The sequence below is a fragment of the Nonomuraea sp. NPDC026600 genome (genome assembly GCF_040638335.1).
Taxonomy (GTDB): domain Bacteria; phylum Actinomycetota; class Actinomycetes; order Streptosporangiales; family Streptosporangiaceae; genus Nonomuraea.
The window spans coordinates 1-17,074 of sequence record NZ_JBEZYD010000029.1; the positions used below are offsets into that span (position 1 = coordinate 1).

Here is a 17,074-nt window from a genome sequence, read left to right on the forward strand (position 1 = left end):
CCGCCCAGTCCTCCACCTTGATCACCCTCCAGAGTGACTGAAGGGGGTCAGTTTTCAGCCGTCGCCACGGGGTCAGTTTTCACCCGTCGTCGACACTGGAACGGGGTCGGCCACGCTGTGCTGCGGTCGGCCACCTCGGCTCGTACGCTCCGCCCTTGACGATGCAGTGAAAGGGTCATGGACGTTCTCGCGTGCACGGTCGCGTTGGTCACCACCTCAGAAATGACCGCGGTCATGTCGTCGGCCAGATCGGACAGTTCCCACGCGATGAGGGTCTCGCGTACGAGCCGACGTGCTCGGCTCACGGTTTCGGGTATGGCGGGCAGGTCCCGGCACACCTTTCCTTTATCGTCGTCTTGGATGGGACGCGGGCTGACGGAGTTAAGGTTCCTCATAGGTGAGGGGAGCTCCGAATTCCTGATCCAGTCCTCGGGCGGGTGGTTGCGTCACCATGCCCGAGGACGCCGATGGTTGTCTCCGCTCGCCGAATACTCGTCAAGCGGGGACGAGCAACATCGATCGGTGGCAAGCGATGTGAAGATCCCGACGCTCGCCGTAGCCGCTCCCCAGGCCGACATGCTGGGTCGACCTTGACTGCCGGTCGCTATGTCAACTTTTAGTGCCGTAACACCTACTCTCTGTTACGGGAGCGGCTAGCCTCATAGTGCTCTGGCCGACCCAAAGTCGCAATACCTAAAATCGGCAATACCTGAATCTGTGTTATGTGCGAATTGCCCCGATGTGCGAAGGGGAGTGAATTGCGTGGCATATAGCCCCACGGTGAGGAGAAGGCGTCTCTCCAATGCTCTACGCCAGTTCCGTGAGGCTGCTGGTCTCGACTCCAAAGAGGTCGCCCGGCGTCTCGGGTGGCAACCCAGCAAAGTGACCCGGATCGAACGGGATGAGTGGCGTCGGCCCACAATCAACGACGTCATGGACCTGCTCGACGTCTACGGTGTGACGGATGAGGCCAGGCGGCAGGCCGTGATCGCTCTGGCCCGAGAAAGCCGTCGGCGCGGATGGTGGGAGGAGGAGTTCAAGGACATCCTGGGCGGAGCACTCGTCGGCCTGGAATGGGAGGCCGCAGAGATCCAGACTTTCGAGGCGATTCTCATACCAGGTCTGCTTCAAACCGCCGACTATGCCAGGGCGGTCTTCAAAGGCGGACGGGTGATGGAGAAAGGCGACATCGAACGCCTTGCCGAGGCGCGCCTGGCCCGTCAACGGATCCTGGATCGCGAGGACCCGCCAGCCTTCTGGGCCGTGATCGACGAGGCCGCGCTTCGCAAGCACGTCGGCGGCGCCGCTGTGATGCGCGACCAACTCCACCACCTGTGCCGGATGGCCGAACGCCGGAACATCGGCATCCAGGTGCTCCCGGACGCGGTCGGCGCGCACACCTCGATGACCGGTGGGTTCGCGATCCTCGACTACCAAGCGTCCGAGGACCCGAGCATCATCTATGTGGAGGTCGGCGCGGCCGGTGATCTCTTTCTGGAGAAGCCTGAAGACGTGGCTCACTACCGGAAGAGTTACAGCTATCTTCGCGCATCCGCGCTGAGCGCAGATGCGTCTGTGGCGTACATTAAGGATCTAGCTAAACAGCTCAAGTAAGGGCGGACGGCATGGACATTACCCAATCCGGTCTTATCTGGCGCAAAGCCTCCCACAGTTCGGCGGAGGGGCAGAACTGTGTCGAGGTCGCGACGCTCCCTGGCGGAGGTCGTGCCATACGGGACTCCAAGGACCCGGATGGCCCCATGCTTTCGTTCACCCCGGGTGAGTGGGACGCGTTCATCAAGGGTGCCAAGGACGGCGAGTTCGGCTGACTCGAACGCGGGGGACGCGTCGGGCATCAGACTCTTCGGTTCCGGGCCGAGCAGCAGGTGCGGCGTGCGTCTCGGCCTGGATCCATGGCGTGTTTCTGGGCAAGACACGCGATGGCCCGGGCAGATCGCTAAGGGCCGAATCCTTGAACTGCGGTGCCTCAGAATCGATGAGACGAATCGATGAAGTCACGTCTCATCGATCATGAGGCGGGTCTGTGGGTGTCTCGGCCCGGTTAGATCGGGAAGTGGCCGCGGCGGATGCGCCAGTGGCCGCCGGCCTTCAGGTGGTCGATGATCGCGCGCTGGAGCGCGGTGCGGCGCGGCAGTTGGTCGAGCGGCGTGGTCAGAGTGCGGAACACGAACCGCAGCACCTCGACGTCGGCGTCCTGCCCCTCCGGCTCCTCGTAGAGCTCCAGCTCGAACCTCCGCTGGAACCGGACGATGTTGGAGTCCTCGGGCAGGTACTCCAGGAGCTGCGGGTCGAGCAGCCACGAGCCGCAGGAGAACGCCGTGTAGTGCTCGTCGGGAAAGTGGCGTGGGAAGAACGCGCGGGCCTGGTCGAGCGACGCCGCGACCGCCTCCGGGGTCATCGGCCCCGACTCGGGGATGTGCAGGCTGATGGTGCTGCCGCCGCGATGGTGCTGCAGCCGGCCCAGCTCGTAGATGGCGCCGCGCGCGTGCAGCGTCAGCCAGCTCTGCATGACCGGCCAGCCCTCGCGGTGCATCCGCCGGTCGATCGCGAGGTTGCGGCCCAGATCCGCGAGGGTCACCCACGACACGGCATCGGCGATGCCGTGGTCGCGGTGGTACCCCATGGCGACGTCGACCAGGGCCAGGTACGCGTACACGTAGAGATGCCGCCAGGCGGGGCCCCGTTCGCGCGGCAGCTCCGGACCGGGCGACAGCCAGCCGTGGCCCCCGAGATCGGCGCGGACCAGGGCGATCGAGCGGTCGAGCAGCCAGCGCAGCTCCGGAGTCCACAGCGGAGAGTCGGGGTCGGGCCAGCCCGCCATGATCTCGGCGGTATCGTCCGGCCGCACCGCGAGCCGGTCGAGGATCGCGGGCGCGTCGGCCTTGGCGGGCAGCGGAGCCGACGGCCGGTCGCCGGCGAGCCGGTGCACGCGGTCGACGTCCTCGACGGGTACGCCGAGCCGGGCGGCGGTGTCGTCCAGATCCACGCGGACGATCCTACGATCACGGCAACGCCACGGAGAAGAGTCAAGGGATCTACCTTTTATCCTGTTTTGTTGATCTCCTGGGCGCGAGAGGACTGCGAGCAGGTGAGTCTCGCTCAGCGGCACATCGCGTCGATGAGATCTGAGAAGTGCGGGAACTCCGCTCGTGCGGCGGTCACGATCTGGGTGGGGGCCCGGCGGCGGCCGGGTGCGTGTCGCTCGGCGATCGCATGGAAGGCCTCATTCGGCTGTGCGGGGGAGTCGGGGTCCGTGAAGGCCTCGGCGGGGCCCAGGCCGGCGGCGAACAGCCACAGGAGGTCGCCGAGATCCCGGGCGATCACCCCGCACTCACCCTCGGAACCGATGTAGACAACGGGCTGGCCGGTGATCGCCGTATCGGGCCGTACCAGCCAGAAGCCGGTGTAGTCACCCGCCCCGGTCGTGCCGAAGAAGCGGAACTCACTGCCGTCGACCTCTTGGTTGCCGGTCCACAGGCGGAACCACCACGCCGTCCGGTCGGGCTCCTCGAACCGATCGTACGGCTCGAAGTCACAGCCGCGGGCCTCGTCGGTCTCCTCGTCCCACTCCCACTCGAAGCCGACCTGGGCTACCTCGGCCAGAGCAGTAGGCAATGCGAGATCTTCGGATATGTCCGCCACCCCTGAGAGATTAAACGATCGCTTGAAAGCTGCTGCTGGAAACGTGGTGATTCAAGCGAGCCGGATGCCCACAGATCGCCCGGCAGCGCGGCCGGGGCTGTCAAAGCCCAATACGGCATAGCCGGTTCGTGCCAACCTCGGCGCGCCGGCTTGCCGACGTCGGCACCATAGGCCAGTGGAACCGCGCATCCCGTTGCCGCCTTGTCGGTGTCGGCGCGTACGTTCACCACCGAAAACCACGTTCGAGATGGTGATGACCATGACCATGACCACGATCGACGAGCGGGCCGCCGTCCTCGCCCTCACCAAGGCCACCCGCGACCAGCCCTGGTTCTACACCGCGCGCGTCATCCTCGACGCCGGCAGCGCCCTGGCGCTCCTGGACGGCGGCTACGCGTGCCGGGACGAGGACGACCAGGCGCACGCCGCCGCCATCGCCGCCCGCGTCCAGCCCGGCGACCTCTCCCGGGGTCGTGACCTCATCACCGCCATGCGTACCGAGGGCGTCCATCTCGTCACCGTGCTGGATGACGCCTACCCCGGCAACGCGATCTGGGCCTACGACCGCCAGCCGTTCCTGTGGACCCGCGGCCGCTTCCAGGCCGGGGACCATCGGGCGGTCGCCGTGGTCGGCGAGCACGACGCCGACCACGCGACCGCCGCAGCGCAAGCCCTGGCCGAGGCCGGGCTGACCGTCGTCGCGCCGTTGCGCACCGACCTGGACGCGGCCGTCCACCAGGCCGCGCTCGCCGCCGGTGGCCGTACCCTGGCCGTCCTTGCGGGCGGCATCACGGAGCCGGCCACGTTCGCCGCCGGTGGCCGTACGCTGGCGGTCCTCGCGGGTGGCATCGCAGAGGCGGCCACGCTCGGCGAGTACGCCAGTGTGGCCAAGCGGATAGCCGACCGCGGCGCGATCGTCTCCCCGTTCTGGCCCGGCACCGCCCCCACCGACCTGACCGTAACACTCGCACGCATCGCGACCTGCGGGTTGGCCGACTCCCTGTACGTCATCGACGGCGCCGATGGCGGGCCCTCAGCGAGGCACGTCGAGGAGGCGCTGCGGACCGGCAAGCGTGTGTTCGTGTCACAGTGGCTCCAGCAGGAACAGCCGTGGGTGGACAGGGCGGGTCTCCGGGGAGGCATGACTGGCGTCCAGGACATTGACGACCTGTGCCAGCAGGCGGTCAATCTCGTAGATATGACCCCTCGAACGCACACCTGCTGACCATGGGTGACGCCGAGGCGTTCACCCGCGAGTTCCTGCCGCTGTATCGCCCGGTTCCACCGGCACGGCCGGGCGTATGCCGGATCTGCCATTCGGGCCCGAACGACTCCACGGCCACCGGCGGGCCCTGGGCGACCTGCGCGAGCTGCAAGCGCACCACGGAAAACCTGTACGGGCACACCGAGCACGTGGTGCCGATCTCGCTGACCGCCAAGGACACGCAGCTGTACGACATCGTGGTCCGTAAAAGAGATCCCGTCGGCAGCGAGGGCAGGCGGAAGCGATCGGACTTTCTCGCCGCCACGGTGGCCTGCTTCTACCGGCAGCACGCCGGCTGTCTGCGGGGCCTGGCCGGCGGGCGCTTCACGGTGGTGGCCACCATTCCGAGCACCCGCACCGAGCGGCCCGTCGAGGCGTTCCACACCATGCCGCAGGTCGTCGGCAAGGTGGGCGCGCTGGCCGGCCTGCACCGGCCCCTCCTTCTGGAAGCCGATGACAGGCTGGCGCCGGTGTTCGCCGGCCGCCGGTCGCATCGGGAGGCGTTCCGCGTCCGAGGCGACGGCTTGGCCGGCGAGCGGGTGCTGCTGGTGGATGACCTGTTCGTGTCCGGCGCTCATGTGCAGAGCGCCGCGTCCACACTGATCGAGAAGGGCGCCGCGGCGGTGGTGGTGCTCGTCGTCGCCCGGTTGATCAACCCCGCGTCCAAGGATCCGTACAGCGCCCGGATCTGGCAGGAGTCGCACGACCGGCCGTTCAGTTTCGACCGCTGCTGCGTCAGCGAGCACCAAGACGCGCAGGCCGCTACCGGCGCCGGGCGTGCCAGTTGAGGTAGGCGACGCAGCTCAGGTAGGAGCCGTACTGCGGCTCGACGGCACGGGCGTCATAGATCGAGCGCGAGTGGGTGAACACCGCGTCGTCCCACTGCGCGATCGCCATCCAGCGCGGCGCCTGGAGATACTGCCCAGGGGTGGTGGTGCTGCCTGTGCCGTCGACCCGCAGGTAGGCGGTCGGGGAGCCGTCCGCGCCAATAGGGGCGATCAGGTTCTTGCTGTACGTACGCGCGAACCTGCCCATGTCCTGGCCCTTGAAGGCCAGCTTGTCGCGGAAGGCCGCAGCGGCGAACTCGACGTCGATCGCGCCATGGCTGAGGTCCTCGATGCTGCGGACAGGGGTGCTGGACGGGGTGTACTCCGAGACGTCGTCGGTCTTGGCGAAGCCGGTGTAGGTCTTGCCGAACGCGGGCCAGTACGTCCACACGTAGGCGTCGTCGGCGTCCACCGTGAGCTCGCGGGCGAACATGCGGGCCATCCGCCGGGTCCGGTCCCGGTAGAACGGGTCGCCTGTGGCCGCCGCCAGTTCGGCGTAGGTCTGGCCGAGCGCCAGGCTCTGGTTGGTGGGCTGCTCGGTGCCGTCGTAGGCGAGCGGGGTGCCCTTGTTCCAGACGTAGTAGCCGTACCCGTCGTCGGTCTGGCGCCACTCGTCGTCGTGAACGGCCGCCGCGTCCCGCGCCGCCTTGAGGTACTCGATCGCCTTGTGCCGGTACTTCGCCACGGCCAGCAGGCGGGGGGAGCGCAGGACGATCTTGGCGAACGACGCCATCGGGTAGGTGATCATCCCGGTGTGCACGGTGAAGACGACCGGCTGCGAGACGAACGGGGTCGCCCCCAGCACGGGCACCGCGTAGGGGGCGGACGGCGACGGCCGCAGGTCCTTGGCCGTCACCCGCGTCGGTGTCGGGAAGGCGTCGAGGATCCGGCGCACCGCGTAGTCCGCCGCGGAGGGGTCCAGGGACAGGTCGGGGAAGGTGGCGACCAGGTTGGTCCGGTTGTTCTTCACCTCCAGGGTGAAGCGGCCCTCGGACGTGCCCGCCGTGACGGTGGCGACCGCGTCGTTGGCGTAGGTGAGCGAGGTGCGTACCTCCAGCAGCGGCGTGCCGTCGGCGCCCTTCAGCGTGACGGTCCCGACGGTGTACGGCGCCGTCGCCCGCCAGGCCGGCAGCGAGCGACCGCGATAGTCCGTCACCCCGCGCGCCGAGTCGCGGCCGGCCAGCACCAGGTCGATGTTGGTGATCAGCCGGTCCAGGTAGTAGGTGTCCTTGTACGCCTCGTACATGCGGATGAATCCGGCCAGGACGTACGACTGCCCCCAGGCGAGCCCGCCGGCCTCGTTGGTGTCGCTCGGCTGCCCGGCGCCGCCGCTCGCGTGGAAGGTCCGGTCGAACAGGTCGAACGTCTCGCGCGCGGTGTAGTCGTAACCCGCCGCGGCGCGGGCGGTTCCGGTGAGGGGCGCCAGGATGCCCATGGCCAGGGCTCCGGTCGTGAATTGCCTGCGGGACAGGTGCATGGGACTACCTTCCGAGGGGGGTGGGACGCGGTGTCAGCCCTTGACCGCACCGCGCATGCCTTCGAGGACGTGGCGTTGCATGAGCATGAAGAAGACGATGACCGGCAGGATCGAGATCACCGTGCCGGCGGCCAGGCTGCGGACGTCGGTGCCCGTGATGCCCGCCAGGTAGGCGATGCCCAGCGCGATGGGGTAGAGCGAGGAGTCCTTGAGCACGACCATGGGCCAGATGAAGCTGTTCCAGACCGAGATGAAGCCGAAGACGCCGAGGATGGCCAGGGTGGGCCGGGCGGCGGGCAGCATGATGTGCCAGAAGATGCGCAGTTCGTGGCAGCCGTCGGTCCTGGCGGCGTCCACCACCTCGCGCGGCACCCCGGCGAAGGTCTGGCGGAGCAGGAAGATCCCGAACGCCGAGAGCACCCCGGGCAGGATGACGCCCAGATAGCTGTCGGCCATCCCGAGCTGGGAGACCACCAGGAACCTGGGCAGCAGCATGACCTCGCCCGGCATGAACATCGTGGCCAGGATCGCGAAGAAGATCAGGCTCCGGCCCCGGAAGTGCATCTGGGCCAGGGGGTAGGCGCACAGCGCCGACACCAGGATGTACAGCGGCACCGTCACGCCGACCAGGAGCACGGAGTTGAGCAGGTAGCGGAGAAACGGGATGGCCGTCCACGCCTCCTCGGCCCAGGTGAGCACCGGCGGCCGGGGGATGATGTCGGGCGGGAAGGAGAAGACGGCCTGTGAGGAGGGCTTGAGCGCGGCCGACAGCAGGATCAGGAAGGGGCCGACGAAGACCAGGGCGATCGCGACGAGCACCACGTACATGCCCGCGCGCCGCGCGTGGAAGGCGAGCCTGTGGGTCAACGCTCCGCCTGCTTTCCGCCGGTGAGCCGATAGTTGAGCAGGGCCATGACGATCAGCAGCACCCACAGGACGAGCCCGACGGCGCTGGCGTAGCCCATGTCGTACTTCTCGAACGCCTCGGACCAGATGTAGTAGCCGAGCATGAGCGTGGCGTCCTGCGGCCCGCCCTTCGTCATGACGAACACCGTGGTGAACGCCTGCATGGCGTCGAGCATGGCCATCGTGATCGCGACCGCGATGTAGGGCATCATCAGCGGCACCGTGATGCTCCGCATGCGCCGCCAGGTGCCCGCCCCGTCGACCCGCGCGGCCTCGTACAGGCTGACGGGGATCGTCTGGAGGCCGGCGAGGTAGATCATCATGTAGACGCCCATGCTCTTCCAGCCCTCCACCAGGATGAGCGCGGGCAGCGCCCAGGTGGGGTCGAGGAGGAACTGGACCGGCTCGTCGAGCAGGCCGAAGCCGGTGAGCAGCCAGTTGAGGACGCCCTGCTGGTGGAAGACGTAGTTCCAGGCCACCGCCACCGCGACCATCGAGGTCACGACGGGCAGGTAGTACAGCATCCGGAACGTCTTGATCCCCGGCAGCTTCTGGTTGACCAGCGCGGCCAGCGGCAGCGGCAGCACGACCAGCAGCGGGAACAGCCCGAGCAGGAACAGCAGCGAGTTGCCCAGCGCCGTCCAGAAACGGGCGTCACCGAGGATCTTGACGAAGTTGTCCACGCCGGTGAAGACGGGCGGGCTCACCCCGTCGTAGTCGGTGAAGGAGAGCTGGAGCGCGGTGATCGCCGGCCAGGCGAAGAAGACGCCGAACAGCACCAGGGCCGGGATCGGAAAGAGGTACGGCGTGTACCAGCGCTGTCCCGGGATCCGGCTGATGGCCATCGGCATCACATCCCTCAGAACCTAATTGTGCTGGCCGAAGCATGAATAAAAACTGGCCAGAATGTGGGCGGAGCCTATAAACAGCGGACGAAAGTCGTCAAGGTCCACGTGGACAGAGACTTGACGGCGCAAGCAGCGGACTGCCAAGGTGCCGAAAGAAGCATTAAGGACGGCCATAAGAGCCAGGAGGTCCCGCGGTGATGAGAAGAAGCGCCTTAACGGCAGGAGCGCTCGCCCTGGCGCTCCTGACGTCCGGCTGCGTCGCCGGCACGTCGGGCGGCACCGCCGGAACGGCCGACGACCAGCCGTTCGAGGGCGAGGTCGAGTTCTGGACGATCAACCTGAAGAAGAACTACGGCGCCTACATCGACGGCCTGATCGCCCAGTACCAGAAGGACCACCCCAAGGTCACCGTGAAGTGGGTCGACGTGCCCGGCCAGGACATGGCGACCAAGCTGCTCGCCGCGGTCGCCAGCGGCGACGTCCCCGACGCCGTCAACCTCGCCTCCAGCGACCTGGGCAGGTTCGTCCCGTCGCTGGCCCCGCTCGACGCCCTGTTCAAGCCCGCCGACCTGGCCGACTTCCAGCCGAACCTGGTCGAGCCGCTGCGCGTGGGGGGCAAGCTGTACGCCGTGCCCTGGTACAACGGCGGCACCCCGGTGGGCATCTACCGCAAGTCCGTCGTCACCAAGGCCGGCTTCGACGAGAAGGCCCCGCCGAAGACGTACGACGAGGCGCTGGCCCTCGCGGACAAGGTCTACGCGGAGACGAAGGTCTACGGCACCAACGACGTCCCCGGCATCAACGCCGCCTTGGTCCTGCGTTACTACGGGGTCGAGCTGCTGTCGGCGGACAAGAAGAAGGCCGCGTTCAACACCCCGCAGGTCGCCGAGTTGCTCGGCAAGTTCAAGAAGAGTTACGACAAGCACGGCATCGCGCCCGGCGCGGTCTCCAAGGACGTGCGTAACTTCCCGCAGACCCTGGACAACGGCCAGCTCGCCCTGTCCGCGGGCACGTTCGCCGCCACGCTGCTCAACATCCAGAAGAACGCGCCCGACGTCTACAAGGACCTCGCCGTCACCGAGCCGGTGCAGACCGAGAGCGGCGGCTACCTGCTCCTCGCCCAGCAGACCTTCGCCATCCCCAGGTCATCGGCCCACCAGCGGGCCGCGGCCGAGTTCATCAAGTTCTTCGCCAACGGCGCCAACCAGCTCGCCTTCTGCAAGCTGGTGCCGATCTACCCCTCGACGATCTCCTCGACCAAGGACCCCTTCTTCGCCGGTACAGGCGGCGACGACCCGATGGACGTGGCCCGCCGCGTCATCGTGAAGGGGCTGCCGAAGCTGGAGTACACCCCGCTCGGCACGCAGAAGGACATGGAGCTGTCGGAGTCGCTGGCCGAGGAGCTGAGAGCCTTCCTCCAAGGCTCCAAGACCGCCGAGGAAGCGCTCCAGGCCGCCGAGAAGCAATGGAATGACGCACTTGCCTAAGCTCAGAATCGGGATCGTCGGGGCCGGGATCATGGGTCGCGGCCACGCCGAGGTCCTGGCCGCCCACCCGCACGCCGAGATCACCGCGGTCGCCCGCCGTCCCCTGGACCACGCCCCGCAGGCGGTGGTCTACCCCGGCTACCGGGAGCTGCTCGACTCCGGCACGGTCGACGCCGTCTCGATCACCACCCCCGACCACCTGCACGCCGACGTGATGGTGGCCGCCGCCGAGGCGGGCGTGCACATCCTGGTCGAGAAGCCGTTCACCACGACGGTCGAGGACGCCGACCGCTCCGTCGCCGCGATCCGGCAGGCGGGCGTGACCGCGATGTGCCTGTTCAACCACCGCTGGGTGCCCGCCTACGCGCAGGCCAAGGAGCAGATGCCGCTCATCGGCGAGCCCGTCGTGGGCTACGCCCGCAAGGACGACACCATCCACGTGCCCACCGAGATGATCGGCTGGGCCGACCGCACCACCTGCGCGTGGTTCCTGTCCAGTCATGACATCGACCTGGTCACCTGGCTGTACGACGACCGCGTCGTGGAGGTCTTCGCCACCGCCCGCTACGGCAAGCTGCGCGGACTCGGCATCGAGACCCCCGACGCCATGCAGATCCAGGCCAGGTTCGCCGGCGGCGCGGTGGCCACGTTCGAGTCGGCCTGGATCTATCCCAGCACCTTCCCGACCATGGTCGACAGCTACGTCACCGTGGTCGGCGAGTCGGGCGTCATCCAGCTCGACCGGCAGAAGGAGAACATTCAGCTCGCCACCGAGCAGGCCTACTCCTACCCCCGGAACATGCTCCAGCGGGTGGTGCACGGCGTGCCCGCCGGCGCCTACCGCGACGCCATCCACCACTTCGTCGACTGCGCCCGTACCGGCGCTGAGCCCCTCGTCAGCGTGGAGAGCTCGCGGCACGTGACCGCCGTGCTCGCCGCCGCGCACGAGTCGGCCCGCACGGGGTTGCCGGTGAAGCCCGCATGAGTGGTGAAGCCGGCACGAGTTACGTCGAGAAACCGCCGCACGTCGACGCCGAGCGGATGCGGCACATCAGCGACGAGGCGCTGCTCGGCGCGCTGGGCGCCCCGAGCGTCGCCGAGGCCAGGCGCCGGCGGCGGGCCCGGCCGGTGCCCGCCGCGCTCGCCGCCGCCGGCGCGGACGAGCTCCTCGGGGTCGAGGTCGACTTCCTCGACAAGGGCCACGGCCGCTCCCGGCTGTACGGCTTCCACTACCTGCGCTGGATGAGCCCGCTGGTCACGGCCTACGCCGAGACCCGTGACCCGCGCTACGCCGCCGAGTGGGACCGCCTCTTCCGCCAGTGGTACGACGGCCGCGACCAGGTCCGGGGCGACTGGCCGGGCCTCGACGTCATCTGGTACTCGCTCGGCGTGCGGGCCCGCGCCATGTACGTCACCGAGGCCCTGGCCGTCCTCGCCGACGAGCCCGCGCTGAGCGACGGCTGCTGGCTGCGGATGATGAAGACCGTGCTCGGCGGCGCCCGCTGGGCCGCCGAGGAGCACGACGAGTTCAGGTACGGCAACTGGCAGTTCGCCACCGCCTGCGAACTGCTGCACACCGCCAGAATCTTCGCCGACCTGCCCGAATCGGCCGACTGGGCCGCCGTCGCGACGGACCGCGTCCTGGAACACCTGGAGCACGACGTACGGGCCGACGGCGGCCACCACGAACGCTCGCCCGGCTACCACGGCATGTGCCTCGAAGGACTCGGCCGGGCCGCGGCCGTCGAACCCGGGCTCGACGCGCACCCCCGCTACCAGGCCATGCGCCGCTGGCTGGCGGTCCTCGCGACGCCCGCCGGCTGGGTGCCGCACCTCCAGGACAGCGGCGTCGTCTGGCTCGACGGCGCCCAGCCCGCCGACGGCCTCGGCGGCGTCCAACCCGCCGAAGGCTCGCACAACCTGGCGGCCAGCGGCTACGCGACCTTCCGGCACGACCACTTCCACACGGTGATCAACTACGGCCCGTACATCGGTCACGAGCTGGAGCCGCACAGCCACCACGCCGCGCTCGACTTCGTGCTGTCCGGCTGGGGCGTGCCGCTGGCCTGGGAAGGGGGCGGCCCGCCGTCCTACGACGATCCCGGCTACTACGACTGGTACCAGGCGACCAGGGCCCACAACACCCTGCTGGTGCCCGGCCAGGAGTACACCGAGGACCGTCGCGCGGCCTGCGACCTGTTCTCCGTCACGCCGGAGGCCGACGTCTTCGCCGGGCACCACCACGGCTACAGCGCCCGCCACGACCGCGAGATCCGCTTCGTCAAGGGCCCCTCGCCGTACTGGGTGATCACCGACCGGATCGACGCCGAGGCGATCTGGCAGATCCACGGCCTGTCGCCGTGGACTCAGCGGGCCGGCGGATACGCCGGCGGCCGCGGCCCGGGAATCCTCGTCGTCCCCCTCGAACCGCCCGACGAGGTCCTGTACGGGACCGGCCCCGCCAGGATCCCCGACCCGCTGACCCGGACCGCCGAGTACGGCGAGATCCACTCACTCGGCCTGCGCCGCCGCGACGGCCGCTTCACGGTGGGCGTCTTCCCCTACCGTGACGAGCCGCCCTCGATCCCCGACAGATGGATGGTTCATGCTCATTGACGCAGACGCCATGCTCGGCCGGTACCCCCGCAGGGACACCGGCCCGGGCACGGTCACGGGGGCACTGGCCGGGATGGACCGCTTCGGCATCGCCGAAGCCGTGGTGAGCCACACCCTGTCATGGCTGCACGACCCCGGGACGGGCAACCGGGAACTGCTCGGCCTGGTCGCGGCCGAGCCCAGGCTCCACCCGTGCTGGGTGATGCTCCCCGACACGTGCGGGGAGACGGGCACGCCCGCCCAGTTCGTCGCCGCCGCCCTCGACGGGGGCGTCCGCGCCGTCCGTGCCTACCCCGCCGACCACGGCTACGACCTGGCGGGCAGGGACGCGGCGCCGATGCTCGGCGCGATCGCCGAGGCCGGGCTGCCGCTGCTCGTGGACGCGCCGCAGATCGGCTGGCCCGCCGTGGAGTCGATCGCGGCCGCGCACCCGGGCCTCCCGATCGTCGTCGGCTCGCTCGGCTACCGCCTGCTCAGGCAGGCGGCCGGGGTGCTGTCGCGCACCGGCAACGTGTACCTCGGGCTGGCCAACCTGTCCTCGCACCGCGGGCTCGAATGGCTCACCGAACGGTACGGCGCGCACCGCCTCGTCTTCGGCACCGGGGCCCCGCTGCGCGACCCGGCCGAGGCCGTCACCCGGCTGCTCTGGGCCGAACTGGACGACGACGCCGTGGCCGCCATCGGCTCCGGCACCCTGCTGGGCCTGCTCAAGGCGGAGGTCGCGTGAACCCGCTCGTATCCGCTCAAGGCGGAGGTCGCACGGACCCGCTCGTGTCGGCTCAAGGCGGAGGTCGCGTGGACCCGCTCGTGTCCGCGCTGTGGGAGCGGCGTCCGCAGAGCGACGTCCGGATCGTCGACGCGCACGCGCACGTCGGCCCGTACAGCCTGTTCTTCATCCCCGACGCGGGACCGGAGGCGATGGTCAGGGTCATGGACCGGTGCGGCGTGTCGCACGCCGTCATCTCCAGTCACCTGGCGATCCAGCTCGACGCCGCCGCAGGCAACGCCGCCACCGCCGCGGCGGTCGACCTCGCGCCCGGCCGCTTCACCGGCTACCTGACCGTCAACCCCTGGCAGGACCCGGTGGGGGAGCTGGAGAAGTGGGGCGCCGACGAGCGCTTCGGCGGCATCAAGCTCCACCCCGACCTGCACGACTACCCGCTCACCGGTCCGCGCTACACCCCGGTGTGGGAGTTCGCCCAGCGGACCGGCTGCCCCGTGCTCACCCACACCTACGACGGCTCGCCGTACAACGACCTGCCCATGGTGGATCACGTGGCGGCGGCCCACCCCGGCGTGGTGATCCTCGCGGGGCACTCGGGGGCCACCCCTCTCGGCTTCGAGGCCGCGATCGAGGTGGCACTCCGGCGCCCCGGGGTGATACTGGAGCTCTGCGGGTCATTCAACACCGGCGCTGACATTTCCAGAATGGTGCGTGAAGTGGGCGCGGACCGGGTGGTGTACGGGTCCGACTTCCCGTTCATTGATCTCCGGATGTCGCTCGGCCGGGTAATCTTCAGTGACCTTGCCGAGGACGACCGGGCGGCGGTGCTCGGCGGAACGATGACCCGCCTGCTTCGATGGCGTTCGGGACTGGGGTGATCAAGAACATGGATCGGTTGCGTCCCGAGACACGGTCCAGGGTGGGGATCGGGGTGGTCGGCCCGCACGACCTCGTCGAGCAGATCGTGATGGTCGGCGCCGACATGCCCGCCGCCGCCGACTGGCGGCTGGTGGGTGCCCCGCACGCTGGTGAGCACGAGACGTACGAGAAGTTCTCGCGGATCGCCGACAGCATCGACGTCGTGCTCTTCACCGGCCCGCTCCAGCACGACCTCGCCAGGCAGGCGGGCGAGCTGCCCGTCCCCGCCACGCACGTACCGATGAGCGGGGCCGCCCTCTACGCCAGCCTCCTGCGCGGGGTGCTCACCCAGGGCATCGACCCGGCCAGGGTGAGCATCGACTCGCTGCCCGCCGCCGACGTGGACGAGGCCTACGGCGAGATCGGGGTGAGCACCGCGGGCGTCCACCTGTCGGAGTACGACGAGCCCGAGTCCGTCCGCGGCTTCATCGGCTTCCACGAGCAGCTCTACCGGCAGGGCGCCACCACCGCGGCGCTGACCACGATAAGGAGCGTCGCCAAGGCGCTGACCGCCGCCGGAGTGCCCGCCCTGCGGATGATGCCGACCACCCACACCCTGCGGCTGGCCCTCAACACCGCGGCCCTGCTCGGCACCGGCAGCAGGCTGGAGGAGGCGCAGATCGCCATCGTCGTGGTCGAGCTCGCCATCTCTTCGCGGCCCAGCTACTCGGGGCCCGGCAACTACTGGCAGCAGGAGCTCAAACTCAAACTGCACCAGGCGCTGCTGGCCGACGCCCGCCTCATGGGGGCGACCGTGGCCCCCCGGGACGAGAACAGCTATGTCGTCACCGCCACCCTGGGCGCGCTCGGCCAGGCCACCGACGGGTTGCGGGCGGCGCCGTTCATGGACCGGATCCGCTCCGACACCGGCGTCGAGGTCGAGGTCGGCATCGGCCTGGGCAGCACCGCCAGGGACGCCGACGCCAACGCCCTGGTGGCGGTCGAGAAGGCGCGCAACGCGGGCGCGGCGGCGGCCTACCTGGTGGGCGTCGACGGCTCGGTGCTGTCCCTGCCGGTCCGCCGGCGCAGGCGCGTCGAGGCCGAGCCCGCCGTCACCACCAAGGCGGCCAAGCTGCTGGAACGGCTGATCGAAGGGCTCGACGACGGGCCGGACGCGATGGTGGTGGACGCCGAGATCGTCGCCGACGTGCTGGCCATCGCGCCGCGCAGCGCCCGCCGGGTGCTGCAGAGCCTCGCGGAGGAGGGACTGGCCTGGCCCATGCCGCCGGTCAAGGGCGTCCAGGCCGGCCGGCCGCGCCAGCCGTACCGGCTTGTGCGGGTTTAGCCACGCCTGAGCGGGTGTTGTGCGAGGTTGGCCGTTGTGTCCGAGGGGGACGGCGCACCGTAGCCCACGACCACGGACGCAGGACGCCTGGGCACTGCGGACAGGCCAGGACCCCGGCGACCAATGTCTGCGTCGACCCGGCCGGAGTCCAGCACCATGATCACAACAGCGGGCTCCTCGCACGTCGGTGAGCATGACTACCGCATCGCGGCCGGTCCAGGGGCCAACCCGTGTTGCCGGCCCACGCCGGACACCGTCCGCACACGACAGACACCATCGACACCCTTCACCGTCCCCGGGAACATCGGCCGACCGCGTCGGCCGATGGTCACGTCCGGGCCGCTCCTCAGGGAAGCCGGCTGCTGAACAGGTAGTTGCGGCGCCGATGGTCTATCGCGTCGGTCCTCTGCCAGTGGCCGCGCCGCCAAATGTACATGCGGTATCCCATCCTCAGCAGCGGCTCCGTCACGTCGGACGCGGCCATGCCGTACTTGTCGAGATGACGGTCCTCGATCTCCAGTAGGAGGTTGGGCCGGTGGCGCTCGATCGTGCGGTGCCCGCCTTCCAGGACCGCCGACTCGAACCCCTCCACGTCTATCTTCATGAAGTCGACCCACGGAATCTTGCGGGTCTCACACACGTGGTCGATGGTGTAAACGGGCACCTCCAGGGTCTTGCCCCCGGAATCACCCGGACGTTTCAACCCCGTCTGCAGGTGAGCCCAGCCGTGGTTGGGCAGCCCGAACCGGTACGGCAAGCGGAGCTTCTGCCGCCCGTTGGAGGGGCCGAGCGCGGCATTGGTGGCGATCACGTGGCGGACCCCCGTGGCCTGCCGTGCTGATTCCAGGATCTGGTACGGCAGGCGCAGCGGCTCGAAGCTGTGCACCCGCCCGGTGCTCCTCACTAGGCGGGCGAGGGGAAAGGTGTACATCCCGTAGGCGGCGCCGATGTCCAGGCACACGTCGCCACGCCCCACGAGCTGCGACAACCCGCGCAGTTCGGACTCCCGGGAGAGTGTGCGAGCCACCATGGCCGCCGTCGACAATCTGATCATGCCGA

The 17,074-nt window shown here is 69.1% G+C and carries 17 protein-coding genes; 10 read left to right on the top strand and 7 right to left on the bottom strand.

Annotated features, from left to right (window positions below):
• Window positions 1-47: 47 nt before the first annotated feature.
• On the bottom strand, window positions 48-395 hold the full coding sequence (locus AB0F17_RS45300) for an ATP-binding protein (protein WP_358036463.1): 348 nt from the start codon (window positions 393-395) through the stop codon (window positions 48-50).
• 385 nt (window positions 396-780) lie between these two features.
• Between AB0F17_RS45300 and AB0F17_RS45305 the strand changes: the two genes are divergently transcribed.
• A complete protein-coding gene (locus AB0F17_RS45305) occupies window positions 781-1,614 on the top strand; it encodes a helix-turn-helix transcriptional regulator (protein ID WP_358036465.1) in 834 nt (277 codons plus the stop codon).
• Window positions 1,615-1,625: 11 nt separating this feature from the next.
• Window positions 1,626-1,829 (top strand): DUF397 domain-containing protein, encoded by a 204-nt coding sequence (locus AB0F17_RS45310; RefSeq protein ID WP_358036467.1) that lies wholly within the window; start codon window positions 1,626-1,628, stop codon window positions 1,827-1,829.
• Between the two features lie 233 nt (window positions 1,830-2,062).
• On the opposite strand, the gene AB0F17_RS45315 is transcribed toward AB0F17_RS45310, so the two are convergent.
• Both AB0F17_RS45315 and AB0F17_RS45320 read right to left on the bottom strand, forming a co-directional pair.
• Window positions 2,063-3,007, bottom strand: a complete 945-nt coding sequence (locus AB0F17_RS45315) for an acyltransferase domain-containing protein (protein ID WP_358036469.1) — start codon at window positions 3,005-3,007, stop codon at window positions 2,063-2,065.
• A gap of 113 nt (window positions 3,008-3,120) precedes the next feature.
• A complete protein-coding gene (locus tag AB0F17_RS45320; RefSeq protein WP_358036471.1) occupies window positions 3,121-3,663 on the bottom strand; it encodes an SMI1/KNR4 family protein in 543 nt (180 codons plus the stop codon).
• Between the two features lie 259 nt (window positions 3,664-3,922).
• Here AB0F17_RS45320 and AB0F17_RS45325 point away from each other — a divergent pair, with 259 nt between their 5' ends.
• Together AB0F17_RS45325 and AB0F17_RS45330 are read left to right on the top strand one after the other, a co-directional pair.
• The gene (locus tag AB0F17_RS45325) at window positions 3,923-4,888 is read left to right on the top strand and encodes a DNA-processing protein DprA (RefSeq protein ID WP_358036473.1); all 966 of its coding nucleotides are present in this window, start codon (window positions 3,923-3,925) and stop codon (window positions 4,886-4,888) included.
• Between the two features lie 2 nt (window positions 4,889-4,890).
• Complete coding sequence (locus tag AB0F17_RS45330) at window positions 4,891-5,715, top strand: hypothetical protein (RefSeq protein ID WP_358036475.1); 825 nt, start codon at window positions 4,891-4,893, stop codon at window positions 5,713-5,715.
• Here AB0F17_RS45330 and AB0F17_RS45335 read toward each other — a convergent pair.
• From AB0F17_RS45335 to AB0F17_RS45345, 3 genes are read right to left on the bottom strand one after another with little or no spacing between them, the layout of a single operon-like run.
• Window positions 5,690-7,231: a hypothetical protein gene (locus AB0F17_RS45335; RefSeq protein WP_358036477.1), complete on the bottom strand. Its 1,542-nt coding sequence runs from the start codon at window positions 7,229-7,231 to the stop codon at window positions 5,690-5,692. The two genes, AB0F17_RS45330 and AB0F17_RS45335, sit on opposite strands and share 26 nt — an antisense overlap.
• 33 nt (window positions 7,232-7,264) lie before the next feature.
• The gene (locus tag AB0F17_RS45340; protein WP_358036479.1) at window positions 7,265-8,098 is read right to left on the bottom strand and encodes a carbohydrate ABC transporter permease; all 834 of its coding nucleotides are present in this window, start codon (window positions 8,096-8,098) and stop codon (window positions 7,265-7,267) included.
• Window positions 8,095-8,982: a sugar ABC transporter permease gene (locus tag AB0F17_RS45345; RefSeq protein ID WP_358036481.1), complete on the bottom strand. Its 888-nt coding sequence runs from the start codon at window positions 8,980-8,982 to the stop codon at window positions 8,095-8,097. The genes AB0F17_RS45340 and AB0F17_RS45345 overlap by 4 nt, the downstream gene beginning before the upstream one ends.
• Before the next feature lie 200 nt (window positions 8,983-9,182).
• Here AB0F17_RS45345 and AB0F17_RS45350 point away from each other — a divergent pair, with 200 nt between their 5' ends.
• The 6 genes from AB0F17_RS45350 (at window position 9,183) to AB0F17_RS45375 (ending at window position 16,015) form a co-directional block, all read left to right on the top strand.
• Window positions 9,183-10,472, top strand: coding sequence for a sugar ABC transporter substrate-binding protein (locus AB0F17_RS45350; RefSeq protein ID WP_358036483.1), 1,290 nt, complete (start codon window positions 9,183-9,185; stop codon window positions 10,470-10,472).
• Entirely contained in the window at window positions 10,456-11,457 is a 1,002-nt protein-coding gene (locus AB0F17_RS45355; protein ID WP_358036485.1) for a Gfo/Idh/MocA family oxidoreductase, read from the top strand. Before AB0F17_RS45350 ends, AB0F17_RS45355 begins: the two co-directional genes overlap by 17 nt.
• Window positions 11,454-13,088: a heparinase II/III family protein gene (locus AB0F17_RS45360; protein ID WP_358036487.1), complete on the top strand. Its 1,635-nt coding sequence runs from the start codon at window positions 11,454-11,456 to the stop codon at window positions 13,086-13,088. The genes AB0F17_RS45355 and AB0F17_RS45360 overlap by 4 nt, the downstream gene beginning before the upstream one ends.
• Window positions 13,078-13,815, top strand: a complete 738-nt coding sequence (locus AB0F17_RS45365) for an amidohydrolase family protein (protein WP_358036489.1) — start codon at window positions 13,078-13,080, stop codon at window positions 13,813-13,815. The genes AB0F17_RS45360 and AB0F17_RS45365 overlap by 11 nt, the downstream gene beginning before the upstream one ends.
• Window positions 13,816-13,883: 68 nt before the next feature.
• A complete protein-coding gene (locus AB0F17_RS45370; RefSeq protein ID WP_358036491.1) occupies window positions 13,884-14,690 on the top strand; it encodes an amidohydrolase family protein in 807 nt (268 codons plus the stop codon).
• A complete protein-coding gene (locus tag AB0F17_RS45375; RefSeq protein WP_358036493.1) occupies window positions 14,669-16,015 on the top strand; it encodes a transcriptional regulator in 1,347 nt (448 codons plus the stop codon). Before AB0F17_RS45370 ends, AB0F17_RS45375 begins: the two co-directional genes overlap by 22 nt.
• A gap of 346 nt (window positions 16,016-16,361) precedes the next feature.
• Here AB0F17_RS45375 and AB0F17_RS45380 read toward each other — a convergent pair whose 3' ends face one another.
• Window positions 16,362-17,069: an FkbM family methyltransferase gene (locus AB0F17_RS45380; RefSeq protein WP_358036495.1), complete on the bottom strand. Its 708-nt coding sequence runs from the start codon at window positions 17,067-17,069 to the stop codon at window positions 16,362-16,364.
• Window positions 17,070-17,074: the final 5 nt, after the last annotated feature.